Below are 16,769 nucleotides of genomic sequence, written 5' to 3'. Positions count from 1 at the left end.
AGGAGATTGTGTCATGCACGCCACCCGATCTTGCGTTACCGCCTATCCTGCCGCAGCACCTGAAGATGTCATCAGGGTTTATGAGGCGAAATTGTCAATGGAGACGGACTGCGCCGACGTCCACGACGCCTTTCATTCCGGGGATCCGGATTTTGTTCTGTTGCATGCGGTCGGCTCGGCTGAGAGCTTTGCCAAACGGCATGTACCGGGCGCGCACCACCTGCCGCATCGGTCAATCAGCGGGGACGCCCTCGCGATGTGGCCGAAAGATACTCTGTTCGTCGTGTACTGCGCTGGGCCGCACTGCAACGGCGCCGATCAGGCGGCGTTAAAGCTGGCGCGTCTGGGGCGCAAGGTGAAGGTGATGATCGGAGGCATGACCGGCTGGGCGGGTGAGGGTTTCGCGTTTGCCTGAATTTGTCCGAAGAAGGCTTCCGTTCTGGGTTGCCGCGCTCCTGACGAAAGCGGGGAGGGTCGTAGGCGCTCCCTCCCAACTTCACGTCTTCGCATGACGTATTTTGGTTCACGCGAAGACGCAAAGGCGCGAAGCAGAAAAAAGGAAAACTGATGCTCGAACTTCGACCCAATTGCGAGTGCTGCGACGGCGATCTTCCGCCTGCGGCAGGCGCGTTTATCTGCACCTTTGAATGCACCTTCTGTCCGGCGTGCGCAGCAAAACTGGAATACGCCTGCCCCAACTGCGGCGGCAATCTGGTAACGCGTCCGATCCGGCCCGTGGGCAAGCTCGACAAAAATCCGGCTGCGACGAAGCGGACCTTGCGCGCCGAGCCCTGCTTTACTTAAGCACCGCTGCCGCCGCCGCGCGGGCGACCTGACCGTCCTGGGCGGCGGTAGCACCTGAGACGCCGATGGCGCCGACGACCTGGCCGTCGATGATCAGCAGCTCACCGCCCTCCAGCGCCATGGCGCCGGTGAAGATCGAGTTGAGATTGCCGTCCTTGACCGCTTGCTGGAACGCCGCAGTCGGACGGCGGAAGCGGGCTGCCGTTTCGGCCTTGCCGGTCGCCACGTCGATCGAGCCGTACTGGGTGCCGTCCATCTTCTCGGCAGCGACCAGGGCACCGGTGGGTTCGACCACGATGACCACGACATTCCAGCCGTTCTTGCGCGCCTCGGCCTCAGCCGCTGCCAGCGCCGTTTTCGCTTCAGCCAGATTTATGACCCGGCCATAGCCCGGATAGGTCACCGTTGGGGCCGGAGTCTGGGTTTGGGCAAGGGCCGGGGCGGTTACGGTCAGGGCGGCGGCGACGAGTATGGCAAGGCGTTTCATGTCATTCCCTTTTGGATATGACACCGGTGTACCACGGGTTTTGCGGGACGTCACTTCTGGCGGGAGTGGGTTCAGTTCGAGCGTCTGGCTCCCCTCTGTCTCGACGTTGTCGCCTAAGAAGCTCCCTTGCTCGCCACCTCCCGCGCGCGCGCGGGAGGATAAGTTACGCCGGATTGTTGACGCAATTGCGGATAGAATTGATCGCAAACCCCTTCATCTTGGTATTGAAGCTGCCCAGCTTCTGGCCTTCGAACCAGACCGTATAAATCGTGCCCTTTTCCATCAGCTTGATCAGGTCACCCGAACTACCGGCGCCGGAAGGATTTTCGTCCCAGGCCGACCACACGCCCTGGACGAAGCCATTGCGGTAACCGCCCCATTTGGCTTTCGACTTGCCGACGCCCTGGACCTCGATCGTCATAGGATTGTCCTGGTCCTCGGTATTCTTGTCGTCGACCATTTCCCAGCGCGGGCGATGAACCGATATATTGACCCGCCCGTTCTTCAGATACAGCAAGGTGAGCGTGGTCCCGTCGGACCGTGGATAGTCGACGCTGCAGCGGCCATTGCCAACCTCGAGCTGGAAGGCGTAGGTTTCGGGTTCTTCGGCCGAAACGGCGCCGGCGCTCAGGAAGGACGCCCCCCAAAACGTAGACATGGCGAGTGCGGAAAGCGTGAACATCTTCATCTCTGTCCCCCGCTAGCAATATGGGTTGGAACTGGAGCAGACCGAGGTGCTGCCGGAATAGTAGTTGATAGCGTTGTTGAAGTTCGAGTTGTCGATGATGGAGGAGACGCTGTTCCCCGACGACATGCTGGAATAGTTGCTGCTGGAGTAGCTGTAGGCGCCGCTGCTAACGGCCCGGCCCCAGGCGCTGAGTGCGTCGTCCCAGGCGCTGCGTGGACGGTTGGCCCAGGCTTCGTACTCGGCCTGACGGCGGGCATTCTCCCGGCGGACAGGTTCCAGTTCCATCGAGCGGTAGATGGCAATGGCCTTTTCGCTGCCACGCTCCGCGGCGATGCGCATATAGCCCATGCCCTTGTCCTCATCGACCTCGACACCGTCGCCGTACCAGTAGGCCATGCCGACCCAGATGGCGGCTTCAACGTGACCAACGCGGGCGGCGTTTTCGAACAGGATGAAGCCATCTTCCTTGCGCGGCGGATCGAACACGCCGGGCAGCCCGTAATACATCCAGCCGCCCAGGAGCCAGGCGGCATACTCGTTGCCTTCGTTGTTGAGACGGTAGGCCGTAATGGCAGCCTCCATGGGATTGCCGGCGTCGACCAGGGCCTGCGCCTTCAGAAGTTGCTCCATCACCGGCAAGGACGGGTCGATGATCGGTGTCAGGTTACGAGCGCCCTGGCCGGCCAGGTCCTGGGCCTTGGCGCAGGACGGTTGGTCGCCAAGCCGGCACGCCTTGTCGTACAGCGCGACGGCGGTCCCGGTGTCGGAACTGATGCCATTGCCGACTTCGTAGGCCATGGCCAGTTCGGCGCAGCCTTCGGCGCTGCTGAGATCGCAGGCGCGACGCTCATAATAAAGGCCCTCGGTCATGGTGGTGGTGATGCCCTGCTTGCCGCGCAGGGGCAGCTTGCCGATCCACACGCAGGACGGCGCGTCGCCATAGTCGCAGTTGGCGTTGAGATATTGCTCGCCCTTGTTGATGCTCGCCTTGTCGGCGGTGTAGGTCAGATAGGTGCCATGCTGGCGGCAGGCGATGTGACGGCCGCCACCCTGGCCCTGTTCGCAGCCGGTCTTGGCATAGGCCATGGCCTGGCTGCGGTTTCGGGTGACGCCCTTGCCCTTTTCGTGCGCGTCGGCCAGACCGGCACAGCCCCAGGCCTGCTTGGCGTCACAGCCCTGGGTGAAGATGGGAAGGGCCTGGGCGGTATCGCCATCATCGTACAGTTTCCACGCCTTCTGGCGGCAGGCTTCGCTGGCGCCGGCGGCACAGGCGCTGTCGGCCACGGCCGTGGCGCCCTGGGCGTCGCCGGTGGCGACCAGAACCTCGGCCAGCACGGCGCAGGCATCCTGATACTTAAGCTGGTTGCAGCCGCGTTCGGCAAAGGTCTTGGCCAGGAGCGGATCGACCCGCAACGCCGAACCGTCCAGGGCAATGCGCGCCGCGCGGGTGCAAGCCAGGCCGCTGCCCTGCTCGCAGGCGGTCTTGTAGAAACCAAGCGCCGTTTTGTTGCTGGCTTCCAGATCGCCCAGGCCTTCCGCTGCCGCTTCGGCCATCTTGATGCACATATCGGTCTGGCCCTTGTGGCAGGCCTGTTCCCATTTGATGGCAATGCCGTAGTTCTTGAACGGCATGTTCTGCTGACCGGTATAGATGGTGCTTTCGCGATAGCCGTCAGCCAGGGACGGAATCTTGCTCGCCGCGACACAGGAGAGCGCCGCCATGACGACGGCAGCACGCGGTAGCCAGTTTGAAACCCGGATCATGAAGGCCCCCTGATGCCGCTATTATTGTCTTAATGAATCCCGCAAACCGGCGTTATGCGCAACCCCCTGAACGGGGGTGAGCGGATTACAAATGCTGTTATGTGCCTATGTCGGCAGGCAACAAAGGGTCTTGCAATTCACGCGACCTGACTGTATATGCCGCGCTCCGGCGTGAAGGCCGCTTGCGATTTTCACTCCGTTCTGTCCGAGAACCTTCGGGGATCAGGGGCCGCCTGATCCATAATCTGCGGTAGCCGCCACAGGCCGAGACTAGACGGGACGCGATACGCCAATCAAGATTTACCTGCATTTCCTTAAATTGGGAATGGGGCGTAGTCCTTGTGGTGAAAGCTTCTCTTCTCGACAGTCGATTTTGACGTTTCCGGTTTACTGGAAGCGTTTAAGTCATTTGTTACGTTTCGGTCGGGTCTTCCGGCTGGAGCTTCACCCCTCGTGGCGGCTTTCTACGCTCGCCACAGGATTACCATGGAGGCCACTTATGGACCGCGCACAAAAGGCCGCGACGATCGAAGAGCTCAAGGGCGTCTTCGCGAGCTCCGGCGCCGTGGTTGTTACCCAGTATACGGGTATGACCTTTGTGGAAATGTCTGAACTTCGCAACCGTCTCCGCAAGGAAGGCGCCGTTGTGAAGGTGTTCAAGAACCGTCTGGCCCAAAAGGCCCTGGACGGCTCGGTCGGCGAAAAGGGCGATGCCCTGTTCAAAGGCCCTGTCGCCCTGGTCTATTCGGCCGATCCGGTCACCGCCGCCAAGATTTCCGTCCAGTACGCCAAAGAGAATGACAAGCTCAAAATCATTGGCGGCATTATGGAAACGGATGTCCTGACCGAAGCCGGTGTCCGGTCGCTGGCCACGCTGCCGTCGCTCGACGAACTGCGCGGCAAGCTGATTGGTCTGCTGCAGGCACCTGCGACCAAGATCGCCGGCGTCCTCGTGGCGCCTGCCGGCGCTGTGGCTCGCGTCATCGGGGCCTATGCCCGCGAAAACGCCGAAGCCTAAGAACACCACCTACATTCCCTCATCAATCTCTATCTTTTAAGGAACTACAATGTCCAAACTGGAAAAGCTGGTCGAAGACCTGTCCGCCCTGTCGGTTCTCGAAGCCGCTGAACTGTCGAAGCTGCTGGAAGACAAGTGGGGCGTTTCCGCTGCCGCTCCGGTCGCCGTCGCCGCTGTTGGCGGTCCCGCCGCCCCGGTCGAAGCTGTCGAAGAGCAAACCGAGTTCACCGTTGTCCTGACCGACGGCGGCGACAAGAAGATCAACGTGATCAAGGAAATCCGTTCGATCCGTACCGATCTGGGTCTGAAGGAAGCCAAGGACCTGGTCGAAGGCGCGCCGCAGAACGTCAAGGAGAACATCTCCAAGCAGGAAGCTGCCGACATCAAGAAGAAGCTGGAAGACGCCGGCGCCAAGGTCGAAGTTAAGTAATTTCGGCACCCGGTATTTTCGTGAAAGCGAAAATGCCAAGGCATTAAAGCCAATATCTTCTGACGGGCCGGAGGGATACCTCCGGCCCGTTTTCATTGGCATAATAACAATCTGATAACAATCGCGTTGGGTCGGTTGACCCTTGGGGCGTGGTCCAACACTGTGATCACGCACTGCCTCTGGCGCGGGTTTACCTCTGCGGTTTTGGCCTTTCCTGTTCTCATTCGACACCTCATGTCTGTCCAAAAAGTGCCGATAGACGGTTCGCGCCACTTTTTGGCATGAGGTTCAAGACTCTAAAGGCGCCTCATGGACCACCACAACATCTCTCTCATCACCACGATTGCTACCGGGTTTGGCCTGGCGCTGATCTTCGGCTTCCTCGCCGCACGGATGAAGCTGCCGCCACTGGTAGGGTACCTCTTGGCCGGCATCCTGATCGGACCTTCGACGCCGGGCTTTGTCGCTGACATCCAGATGGCATCCCAGTTGTCGGAAATCGGCGTGATGCTGCTGATGTTCGGCGTCGGGCTGCACTTTTCCTTCAACGACCTGTTGTCGGTGCGCAAGATCGCCTTGCCGGGCGCCGTGGTCCAGATGAGCCTGGCGACCTTGCTGGGCATAGCTCTGGGCATGGGTGTTTGGGGCTGGGAGTTCGGTCCGGCGCTGGTGTTCGGGCTCTGCCTGTCCTGCGCCAGCACCGTCGTTTTGCTCAAGGCCCTGGAGGCGCGCGACGCCACCGATACGATGAACGGTCGGATCGCCATCGGCTGGCTGGTGGTCGAAGATCTGGTGACGGTCCTGGTGCTCGTGTTGCTGCCGCCGCTGGCCGGAATGCTGGGTGGGAACAGTCACGGTGCCGAGGCGTCGTCGCCCGGCGAACTGGCCCTCACCATTGGCCGGACCCTGCTGGGCGTGGGCGCCTTTATCGCCTTGATGCTGCTGGCCGGGCGCAAAGTGCTGCCGTGGATCTTGTGGCAGGTGTCGAAGACCGGATCGCGCGAACTCTTCACCCTGGCCGTCATATCCGCGGCCATAAGCATCGCCTGGGGCGCGTCGGAACTGTTCAATGTCTCCTTTGCCCTGGGCGCCTTCTTCGCCGGCATGGTGATGCGCGAATCCAAATTCGCCCATCGTGCGGCTGAGGAGTCCCTGCCGCTGCGAGACGCCTTTTCGGTTCTGTTCTTCGTGTCGGTGGGTATGCTGTTCGACCCGATGGTCCTAATCGAAGCGCCGGGCGCATTGCTGGCCGTGGTCGCCATCATCATCCTGGGCAAGGGCATTGCCGCGGCGGTGCTGGTGGTCGGCTTCCGCTATCCGCTGAAGACGGCGCTCATGGTCTCGGCGGGCCTGGCGCAGATCGGCGAGTTCTCCTTCATTATGGCGGGGCTGGGTGTGTCACTGGGTCTGTTGCCGCAGGAAGGCATGAACCTGATCGTCGGTGGCGCCCTCGTTTCCATCGCGCTCAATCCCTTCCTGTTCAACGCCGTTGAGCCGGCGCGAGCCTGGCTGACCCGTAGCTTTGCCTTTGTCCGTAAGCTGGAAACCCGTGAGGAACCTCTGGCGGAACTGCCGCAGGTAACCGACGAGCGCTACCTGAAGGGGCAGGTCGTCCTCGTAGGTTATGGCCGGGTTGGGCGCATGATCGCCGATGCGCTGGAGACGCGGTCGATCCCCTGTATTGTCGTTGAGGAGAACCGTGAGCGGGTCGAGGATCTGCGCGCAACCGGCAAGCCTGCCGTCTATGGCGATGCGTCACAAGTCGAGGTCCTGATCCAGGCGCATATTCTGGATGCTGCCATGTTGGTTGTGGCGACACCGGACCTGCTGAATATTCGTCAGATGGTCGAAGCCGCACGCACCGTCAATCCGTCAGTCGAAATTGTCCTGCGCACCCATAGCGAGGCCGAGGTCGAGTTTCTGAAGCGGGAAGGGCTGGGCACAATATTTTACGGAGAAGGTGAACTCGCCAAGGGCATGACATCGTTTATCCTCGATCGCTTCAAGCCTGAAAAATCGGCGGCGTGAGGCTTACAGTCCGCGCAGGCGTTCCCATATCGACAGCATGAGCGACACTGCTGTTCCCGTAACCGACCAGCCCGAAAGTCCGGAGCCTCAGCGCATCAGCGCCGGAAACCTGATGTTCGATCCGCGCAACTGGCCGGTGTGGCTGGTGGTTGTCGCGACTGGCGTCGTTCTGGCCGGTCAGGTGGCGGGCGTCGTGACGATGGAGGACTGGGCGTTTTCCAGCGAGGCCATGCGGGAAGGCCGCTGGTGGACCTTGCTAACCTCTATGTTTTTGCACGGGTACACGCCGGAGGCGCCGTGGCTCGGTTACGTGCATTTTGCCAGTAATATGTGGGCCTATCTCAACCTGGCGCCTTTGGTTGCCGCGCGTTTCGGCAAGGGCTGGCGTGGCGTCGTGCCGTTTCACCGGCTGTACGTCCTGTGTGGCCTGACGGGCAACCTGTTGTTTTGGCAGTTGCATCCGCAAAGCGACATCCCCGTCGTCGGCGCGTCCGGCGCTGTGTACGGAGTCTATGCCGCCGTTATGCGGCTCGACATTTTCGGCGAAAAGGTGCGACCGTTCTTAAGCTATACAACTGTTAACGCTGTCTGGTTCTTCATCTGGTCAAACGCCCTTGTTATCCTGATCTTTGGCGGGCCCTATCTCCTACTGCAAATCCTGCAAGGGCAGGGCGGGCCACTAAATATCCCGATCGCCTGGGAGGCTCATCTCGGCGGGTTCGTGGCGGGTTTCATTCTGATCGGAATTATCGGCGGCCGCCAATGGCCGAACGGCTGGCGCGCCGGGATACAGATTATCCGCGCCCCAATTTTGCTTTGAATTTCGCGGGCTTGCGAATCCTGGAAAATAATTGTCAAGCCCTCTTTACGGACGGGGATAAGTGCGCTATGGCACGCTCCCCCGAAAGGCGTATTGCGCCCAAGTGGGACCTGCAGGCCGGCCTTATGCTCTTTCCGCCGGCGAAGGGTTTGGTTCCCAAAGAACCATAAACAACAGCGTCTTTGGCCCTCAAGGTCAAAAAAGAGCAGGCGCAAGGCAAGCTTTTGGTCCCTGGACGGGGCCTTCAACAAACCTCGCGCGCAGTCACAACTGCCTAACAATTTTCTCCAAGCGTTCACGCAAGGAACTGCAATGCCCTTAACCTTCACGCAGAAGAAGCGGATCCGGAAATCTTTCGGCCGCATCCCCGAAGCCATTCAGATGCCGAACCTTATCGAGGTCCAGCGTTCGTCCTATGAGCAGTTCCTGCAACGCTTCGTCCGCGTCGCCGACCGCGTTGAAGACGGTCTGGAAGCCGTGTTCCAGTCGGTCTTCCCGGTGAAGGACTTCAACGAGCGCGCCACGCTGGAATACGTGTCGTACGAGTTCGAAGAGCCCAAGTACGACGTCGAAGAATGCATCCAGCGCGACATCACCTATGCCGCGCCCCTGAAGGTCAAGCTGCGCCTGATCGTGTTCGAAACCGATGAAGATACCGGCGCCCGCTCCGTCAAGGACATCAAGGAGCAGGACGTCTATATGGGCGATATCCCGCTGATGACCGAGAAGGGCACCTTCGTCGTCAACGGCACGGAACGCGTCATCGTTTCGCAGATGCACCGTTCGCCGGGCGTCTTCTTCGATCACGACAAGGGCAAGACTCACTCGTCGGGCAAGCTTTTGTTCGGCGCTCGTATCATCCCGTACCGCGGTTCGTGGCTGGACTTCGAATTCGACGCCAAGGACATTCTCTATGTCCGTATCGACCGCCGCCGGAAGCTGCCGGCGACCTCCTTCCTGTTCGCCCTGGGTATGGACGGAGAAGAAGTTCTGAAGACCTTCTACGAGGTCGTGCCTTACGAAAAGCGCGACGCCGGCTGGGTCACGCCGTACAAGTTCGAGCGCTGGCGCGGCGTGAAGCCGGAATTCGACCTGATCGATGCCGAATCCGGCGAGGTCGTCGCTCCCGCCGGTACCAAGATATCCGCCCGTAACGCCAAGAAGCTGGGCGACACCGTCAAGTTCTTGCTGCTGAGCCAGGACGCCCTGATCGGCCGTTACCTGGCTGGGGACGCCGTCAACTTCGCAACCGGCGAAATCTACGCCGAAGCCGGCGACGAACTGGACGCCGCTTCGGTCAAGGCGCTGGAAGACAACGGCTTCACCACGGTCGACGTCCTGGATATCGACCACGTCACGGTCGGCCCCTACATGCGTTCGACCCTGCGCGTCGACAAGAACAGCTCGCGCGAAGACGCCCTGTTCGACATCTACCGCGTCATGCGTCCGGGTGAACCGCCTACGATCGAAGCCGCCGAAGCCATGTTTGGTTCTCTGTTCTTCGAACTGGAGCGTTACGACCTGTCGAGCGTCGGTCGCGTCAAGATGAACATGCGCCTGGAACAGGACGTCGCCGACAGCGAGCGCGTGCTGCGCCGGGACGACATCCTGAAGATTCTCAAGATCCTGGTTGGCCTGCGCGATGGCCGCGGTGAAATCGACGACATTGACAACCTGGGCAACCGCCGGGTCCGTTCGGTCGGCGAACTGCTGGAAAACCAGTACCGCGTCGGCCTGCTGCGCATGGAACGCGCCATCAAGGAACGCATGTCCAGCGTCGATATTGACACGGTCATGCCGCACGACCTGATCAACGCCAAGCCGGCCGCCGCCGCCGTGCGTGAATTCTTCGGTTCGTCGCAGTTGTCGCAGTTCATGGACCAGACCAACCCGCTGTCGGAAATCACCCACAAGCGTCGTCTTTCTGCCTTGGGCCCTGGCGGTCTGACCCGCGAGCGCGCCGGCTTCGAAGTCCGCGACGTTCACCCGACCCACTACGGCCGCATCTGCCCGATTGAAACGCCGGAAGGCCCGAACATCGGCCTGATCAACTCCCTGGCCACCCATGCCCGCGTCAACAAGTACGGCTTTATCGAAAGCCCGTACCGTAAGGTCGTGGACGGCGTTGCCAAGGAAGACGTGGTCTACATGTCGGCCATGGAAGAATCGAAGCACGTCATCGCCCAGGCCAATATCGTGCTGGACAGTGACAAGCGCATCGTCGAGGACCTGGTTCAGGGCCGCGTCAACGGTGAACCGGGCCTGCAGCAGGCATCGACCGTCGACTTCATGGATGTGTCGCCGAAGCAGGTCGTTTCGGTCGCCGCCGCCCTGATCCCGTTCCTGGAAAACGATGACGCCAACCGCGCCCTGATGGGTTCGAACATGCAGCGTCAGGCCGTGCCCCTGGTCAAGTCGGATGCGCCGTTCGTCGGCACCGGCATGGAAGAGGTCGTGGCCCGTGATTCCGGCGCTACCGTTGGCGCCCGCCGCTCGGGCGTTGTCGAACAGATCGATGGCACCCGTATCGTAGTTCGTGCCACAGAAGAAAACGATCCGACCAAGCCTGGCGTCGATATCTACCGCCTGTCGAAGTTCCAGCGTTCCAACCAGAACACCTGTATCAACCAGCGCCCGATCGTTAAGGTCGGCGACAAGGTGGCCGCCGGTGACATCATTGCCGATGGTCCGTCGACGGACCTGGGCGATCTGGCCCTGGGCCGCAACGTCCTGGTCGCCTTCATGCCGTGGAACGGCTACAACTTCGAAGACTCGATCCTGATCTCGGAACGCATCGTGCGTGACGACATTTTCACCTCGATCCACCTCGAGGAGTTCGAGGTCATGGCCCGCGACACCAAGCTGGGGCCGGAAGAAATCACCCGCGACATTCCGAACGTCGGCGAAGAAGCCCTGCGCAACCTCGACGAAGCCGGTATCGTGGCCATCGGCGCCGAAGTCCAGCCGGGTGACATCCTGGTCGGCAAGGTAACGCCGAAGGGCGAAAGCCCGATGACGCCGGAAGAAAAGCTGCTGCGCGCCATCTTCGGCGAAAAGGCCTCCGACGTCCGCGACACCTCCCTGCGCCTGCCGCCGGGCGTTGCCGGCACCGTCGTCGAAGTCCGTGTTTTCAACCGTCACGGCGTTGAAAAGGACGAACGCGCTCAGGCTATCGAGCGCGCCGAAATCGAACGTCTGGGCAAGGACCGCGATGACGAACTCCACATCCTGGAGCGCAACATCTATGGTCGTCTGAAGGAAATCCTGATCGGCAAGAACGCTGTCTCGGGTCCGAAGGGCCTGGGCCGTGGTGAAGTCACCGAAGACAAGCTGGGCGAAATCTCGCGCGGCCTGTGGTGGCAGATCGCTCTGGAAGACGAAAAGATCATGTCCGAGATCGAGGCCATGAACCGGCAGTTCCAGGACGCCCGCAAGCGTCTGGACCGTCGCTTCGAGGACAAGGTCGAAAAGCTGCAGCGCGGTGACGAACTGCCGCCGGGCGTGATGAAGATGGTCAAGGTGTTCGTGGCGGTGAAGCGCAAGCTGCAGCCGGGCGACAAGATGGCCGGCCGTCACGGCAACAAGGGGGTTATCTCCAAGATCCTCCCCGTCGAAGACATGCCCTTCCTGGCCGACGGCGAGCACGTCGACATCGTTCTGAACCCGCTGGGCGTGCCATCGCGCATGAACGTCGGTCAGATTTTCGAAACCCACCTCGGCTGGGCCTGCGCCAATATTGGCAAGCAGATCGGCAAGATGCTCGAAGACTGGCAGAACGGCGGTCAGAAGCAGGCGTTGATCGACCACCTCCAGGCGGTCTACGGCAAGGACCAGGAACTCCCCGAGAGCGAGGAAGACTTGATCGAACTGGCCCGCAACCTGACCCGCGGCGTTCCGATTGCCACGCCCGTGTTCGACGGCGCGCACATCAACGACATCGAAGACATGCTGGAAATGGCCGGTCTCAACCGTTCCGGCCAGTCGATCCTGTTCGACGGCCAGACCGGCGAGCAGTTCAAGCGTCCGGTTACCGTTGGCATCATCTACATGCTGAAGCTGCACCACCTGGTCGACGACAAGATTCACGCCCGCTCGATTGGGCCGTACTCGCTCGTTACCCAGCAGCCTCTGGGCGGCAAGGCCCAGTTCGGCGGACAGCGCTTCGGTGAAATGGAAGTCTGGGCGCTGGAAGCTTACGGCGCCGCTTACACCCTCCAGGAAATGCTCACCGTCAAGTCCGACGACGTGGCGGGCCGCACCAAGGTTTACGAAGCCATCGTCCGTGGCGATGACAGCTTCGAAGCCGGTATCCCGGAATCGTTCAACGTCCTTATCAAGGAAATGCGTTCCTTGGGCCTGAACGTCGAGCTGGAGAATGGGCAAGGGTAAAAGGCGAGGGGGCCATTCTTCTCAACGAGATTGGCCCCTCGACTCCATAACCGCCCAAAATATCTAATTTTCGTGCCCAGGCACAACGGAGTACTGGAATGAACCAGGAAGTCCTCAATATTTTCAATCCGGTCCAGGTCGCCCCGACCTTCGACCAGATCCGTATCAGCCTCGCCAGCCCGGAGAAGATCCTCTCGTGGTCGTTCGGCGAGATCAAGAAGCCCGAGACCATCAACTACCGGACCTTCAAGCCGGAACGTGACGGCCTGTTCTGCGCGCGTATCTTTGGCCCGACCAAGGATTACGAATGCCTGTGCGGCAAGTACAAGCGCATGAAGTACAAGGGAATTATCTGCGAAAAGTGCGGCGTCGAAGTCACACTGTCGCGCGTTCGCCGTGAACGCATGGGTCACATTGAGCTGGCCTCGCCGGTCGCCCACATCTGGTTCCTGAAGTCGCTGCCGTCGCGGATCTCGATGATCCTCGACATGGCGCTGAAGGATGTCGAACGCGTTCTGTACTTCGAAAACTACATCGTTACCGAGCCCGGCCTGACCTCGCTGAAGCTGAACCAACTGCTGACGGAAGACGAGTACTTCCGCTGCCAGGAAGAGTTCGGCGATGACAGCTTCACCGCGGAAATCGGCGCCGAAGCCGTTCGCAATATGCTTATGGCGATGGATCTGCCGGAGATCGCTGAAAAGCTGCGTGCCGACCTGGTCGATAACACCTCGGAAATGAAGGGCAAGAAGCTCTCCAAGCGCCTGAAGCTGATCGAAAGCTTCATGGAGTCGGGTAACCGTCCCGAATGGATGATACTGACCGTCGTGCCAGTCATTCCGCCGGAATTGCGTCCCCTGGTGCCGCTGGACGGTGGCCGTTTCGCCACCTCCGACCTGAACGATCTGTACCGCCGCGTCATCAACCGCAACAACCGTCTGAAGCGTCTGATGGAACTGCGCGCTCCGGACATCATCATCCGCAACGAGAAGCGGATGCTGCAGGAATCGGTCGATGCCCTGTTCGACAACGGCCGCCGTGGCCGCGTCATCACCGGCGCCAACAAGCGTCCGTTGAAGTCCCTCGCCGACATGCTGAAGGGTAAGCAGGGCCGCTTCCGTCAGAACCTGCTTGGCAAGCGCGTCGACTATTCCGGTCGTTCGGTTATCACCGTCGGTCCGGAACTGAAGCTGCATGAATGCGGCATCCCCAAGAAGATGGCGCTGGAACTGTTCAAGCCGTTCATCTATGCCCGCCTCGACGCCAAGGGCCTGTCCGGTACCGTCAAGCAGTCCAAGCGCATGGTCGAACGCGAACAGCCCCAGGTGTGGGATATCCTCGAAGAGGTCATCCGCGAACACCCGGTCATGTTGAACCGCGCCCCGACGCTGCACCGTCTCGGGATCCAGGCGTTCGAGCCCAAGCTGATCGAGGGCAAGGCCATCCAGCTGCACCCGCTGGTCTGTTCGGCCTTCAACGCCGACTTCGACGGCGACCAGATGGCCGTGCACGTTCCGCTGTCGTTGGAAGCCCAGTTGGAATCGCGCGTGCTGATGATGTCGACCAACAACATCTTGTCGCCCGCCAACGGCCGCCCGATCATTGTGCCGTCACAGGACATCGTCCTGGGTCTGTATTATCTGTCGCTGACCAAGGAAGGCGAACAGGGCGAAGGTATGATCTTCTCGGATCTCAACGAGGTCCAGGCTGCGCTCGACGCCGGCGCCGTGTCCATGCACGCCAAGGTCAAGTGCCGCTTTACTCAAAAGGATCCGGACGGCATCGTGCGCACCAAGGTGGTTGATACCACCCCGGGCCGCATGAAGATCGGCGCCCTGCTGCCGTATAACGAAAACATCGGCCTGAAGGTTCTGGATCGCACCCTGACCAAGAAGGAAATCGGCAACCTGATCGACATCGTCTACCGCCACTGCGGTCAGAAGGCGACGGTGATCTTTGCCGACCAGATGATGGCCCTGGGCTTTAAGGAAGCGGCCCGCGCCGGTATTTCGTTCGGCAAGGACGACATCGTCATCCCCGACACCAAGAAGGGTATCGTCGAAGAAACCCGTCACCTGGTCGAAGAGTACGAGCAGCAATACGCCGACGGCCTGATCACCAAGGGCGAAAAGTACAACAAGGTGGTCGATGCCTGGTCCAAAGCCACCGACCGCGTCTCCGACGAAATGATGAAGGAGATTTCGCGCAAGCACATCGGTCCCGACGGCCGTGAACTGGAGATCAACTCGATCTACATGATGGCCAACTCCGGCGCCCGTGGTTCGCAGGCCCAGATGAAGCAGCTGGGCGGCATGCGCGGCCTGATGGCCAAGCCGGACGGCTCGATCATCGAGACCCCGATCATCTCGAACTTCAAGGAAGGTCTGTCGGTTCTCGAATACTTCAACTCGACCCACGGCGCCCGTAAGGGTCTGGCCGACACCGCGCTGAAGACCGCCAACTCCGGTTACCTGACCCGCCGTCTGGTCGACGTCGCGCAGGACTGTATCATCATGGAAGACGACTGCGGCACCACCCGGGGCATTACGCTCAAGGCTGTCGTCGAAGGCGGCGACGTGCTGGTTTCGCTGGCGCAACGCGTTCTGGGCCGCACCACGGCTGAGGACATCAAGGACACCGGCACCGGTGAAGTGGCGGTCGAGGCCGACACCTATATCGACGAGAACGTCGCTGAAGCCATCGAGGCCTCGGGCGTCCAGTCGGTGAAGGTGCGTTCGGTCCTTACCTGTGAAGCCGATCTCGGTACCTGCGCCTACTGCTACGGCCGTGACCTGGCCCGCGGCACCCGTGTCAACATGGGTGAAGCGGTCGGTGTTATCGCCGCACAGTCGATCGGTGAACCGGGCACCCAGCTGACCATGCGTACCTTCCACATCGGCGGCACCGCCACCGTTGCGGAACAGTCCTTCCACGAGACGACCTCGGACGGCGTGGTCAAGATCTCGGCGGGCAACATCGTCCGCGGGACCCACGGCGACCTGATTTCGATGTCGCGTAACCTGATGATCACCATCCACCACGATGGCAAGGACCGCGAGACCTACAAGGTCGGCTATGGTTCGCGCCTCCGCGTCGAGGAAGGTACCCAGGTCAAGAAGGGCCAACGCCTGGCCGAGTGGGACCCGTACACCACCCCGATCATCACCGAAGTGGGTGGTAAGGTGCGTTACGAAGATCTGACCGACGGCCAGTCCGTCCGCGAAGAAACCGACGAAACCACCGGGATCACCAACCGTGTGGTCGTCGATTGGCGCGGTTCGGCCAAGTCGGCCGATGTGCGTCCGGCCTTCGGCATCATCGACGACGCTTCTGCCTACAAGAAGATGGCGTCGGGCGCCGACGCCCGCTACATGCTGCCGGTCGGGGCCATTCTGTCCGTCGGTAACGGCGACGAGGTCAAGCCGGGCGATATCCTGGCCCGTATCCCGACCGAAGGCGCCAAGACCCGCGACATCACCGGCGGTCTGCCGCGCGTCGCCGAACTGTTCGAAGCCCGCCGTCCGAAGGATTGCGCCGTCATCGCCGAAATGGATGGCCGCGTCGAGTTCGGTCGCGACTACAAGAACAAGCGCCGCATCAAGATCACGCCTGAGGATGGTTCGGATCCGGTCGAATTCCTGATCCCGAAGGGCAAGCATATCTCCGTCCATGACGGCGATATCATCCAACGTGGCGACTACATCATCGACGGCAACCCGGATCCGCACGATATCCTGCGCATCCTGGGTGTCGAGGCTCTGGCCGAATACCTGGTCAACGAGATCCAGGAAGTCTATCGCCTGCAGGGCGTGCCGATCAACGACAAGCATATCGAAGTGATCGTGCGCCAAATGCTGCAGAAGGTCGAAATCCTCGACGCAGGCGACACCGGCCTGATCAAGGGCGACCACCTCGATAAAACCGAGGTCGACGCTGAAAACGTCAAGACGGAAAAGCGTGGCGGCCGTGCGGCCCTCACCCAGGCCGTCCTGCTGGGCATCACCAAGGCGTCGCTGCAAACGCGCAGCTTCATCTCGGCAGCGTCGTTCCAGGAAACCACCCGCGTCCTTACCGAAGCTTCGGTTCAGGGCAAGATCGATACCCTGGATGGCCTGAAAGAAAACGTCATCGTCGGCCGTCTGATCCCGGCCGGTACCGGCGCCTACCTGCGCTCGCTGCAACGTATCGCTACCAAGCGCGACGAGCAGCTGTCGCATCAGCGCGAAGAGGCCATGGAGCCCCTGCCAGTGGAAGTCCTGCTGGAAGCTCCGGTCGCCGGCGAATAAGCTTTGTTCACTTTGGCTTGAAAACAAGAACCCTCGGTCTCGGCCGGGGGTTTTT

General features: G+C 60.9%; 11 protein-coding genes. 8 read left to right on the top strand and 3 right to left on the bottom strand.

Going from position 1 to position 16,769, the window contains the following annotated elements:
* Positions 1-13 precede the first annotated feature (13 nt).
* Both ABI_RS18000 and ABI_RS24575 read left to right on the top strand, forming a co-directional pair.
* Complete coding sequence (locus ABI_RS18000; protein ID WP_040309586.1) at positions 14-415, top strand: rhodanese-like domain-containing protein; 402 nt, start codon at positions 14-16, stop codon at positions 413-415.
* 152 nt (positions 416-567) lie between these two features.
* Positions 568-804: a DUF1272 domain-containing protein gene (locus ABI_RS24575; protein WP_006274484.1), complete on the top strand. Its 237-nt coding sequence runs from the start codon at positions 568-570 to the stop codon at positions 802-804.
* Here ABI_RS24575 and ABI_RS17995 read toward each other — a convergent pair.
* The 3 genes from ABI_RS17995 to ABI_RS17985 form a co-directional block, all read right to left on the bottom strand.
* Positions 797-1,291, bottom strand: coding sequence for a GlcG/HbpS family heme-binding protein (locus ABI_RS17995; protein WP_006274483.1), 495 nt, complete (start codon positions 1,289-1,291; stop codon positions 797-799). The genes ABI_RS24575 and ABI_RS17995 overlap by 8 nt on opposite strands.
* Positions 1,292-1,454: 163 nt before the next feature.
* A complete protein-coding gene (locus ABI_RS17990; protein ID WP_157138985.1) occupies positions 1,455-1,973 on the bottom strand; it encodes a hypothetical protein in 519 nt (172 codons plus the stop codon).
* 18 nt (positions 1,974-1,991) lie between these two features.
* Positions 1,992-3,743, bottom strand: a complete 1,752-nt coding sequence (locus tag ABI_RS17985) for a tetratricopeptide repeat protein (protein ID WP_006274481.1) — start codon at positions 3,741-3,743, stop codon at positions 1,992-1,994.
* 499 nt (positions 3,744-4,242) lie between these two features.
* Here ABI_RS17985 and rplJ point away from each other — a divergent pair, with 499 nt between their 5' ends.
* The 6 genes from rplJ to rpoC all read left to right on the top strand — a co-directional run bounded on the left by rplJ (position 4,243) and on the right by rpoC (position 16,714).
* Positions 4,243-4,761 (top strand): 50S ribosomal protein L10, encoded by a 519-nt coding sequence (rplJ, locus tag ABI_RS17980; protein ID WP_006274480.1) that lies wholly within the window; start codon positions 4,243-4,245, stop codon positions 4,759-4,761.
* A 49-nt stretch (positions 4,762-4,810) separates the two neighbouring features.
* Entirely contained in the window at positions 4,811-5,191 is a 381-nt protein-coding gene (rplL, locus tag ABI_RS17975; protein WP_006274479.1) for a 50S ribosomal protein L7/L12, read from the top strand.
* Positions 5,192-5,500: 309 nt separating this feature from the next.
* The gene (locus ABI_RS17970) at positions 5,501-7,219 is read left to right on the top strand and encodes a cation:proton antiporter domain-containing protein (RefSeq protein WP_006274478.1); all 1,719 of its coding nucleotides are present in this window, start codon (positions 5,501-5,503) and stop codon (positions 7,217-7,219) included.
* Positions 7,220-7,256: 37 nt separating this feature from the next.
* Positions 7,257-8,039, top strand: coding sequence for a rhomboid family intramembrane serine protease (locus tag ABI_RS23890; protein WP_006274477.1), 783 nt, complete (start codon positions 7,257-7,259; stop codon positions 8,037-8,039).
* A gap of 312 nt (positions 8,040-8,351) precedes the next feature.
* Complete coding sequence (rpoB, locus tag ABI_RS17960) at positions 8,352-12,428, top strand: DNA-directed RNA polymerase subunit beta (protein ID WP_006274476.1); 4,077 nt, start codon at positions 8,352-8,354, stop codon at positions 12,426-12,428.
* Positions 12,429-12,526: 98 nt separating this feature from the next.
* Positions 12,527-16,714 carry a DNA-directed RNA polymerase subunit beta' gene (gene rpoC / locus ABI_RS17955; RefSeq protein ID WP_006274475.1) on the top strand — a complete coding sequence of 1,396 codons (4,188 nt, stop codon included), beginning with the start codon at positions 12,527-12,529 and terminating at the stop codon, positions 16,712-16,714.
* Positions 16,715-16,769 lie beyond the last annotated feature (55 nt).

The sequence above is a fragment of the Asticcacaulis biprosthecium C19 genome (assembly GCF_000204015.1).
GTDB classification, from domain to species: Bacteria; Pseudomonadota; Alphaproteobacteria; order Caulobacterales; family Caulobacteraceae; genus Asticcacaulis; species Asticcacaulis biprosthecius.
This window is presented reverse-complemented; position numbering and strand designations above follow the sequence as displayed.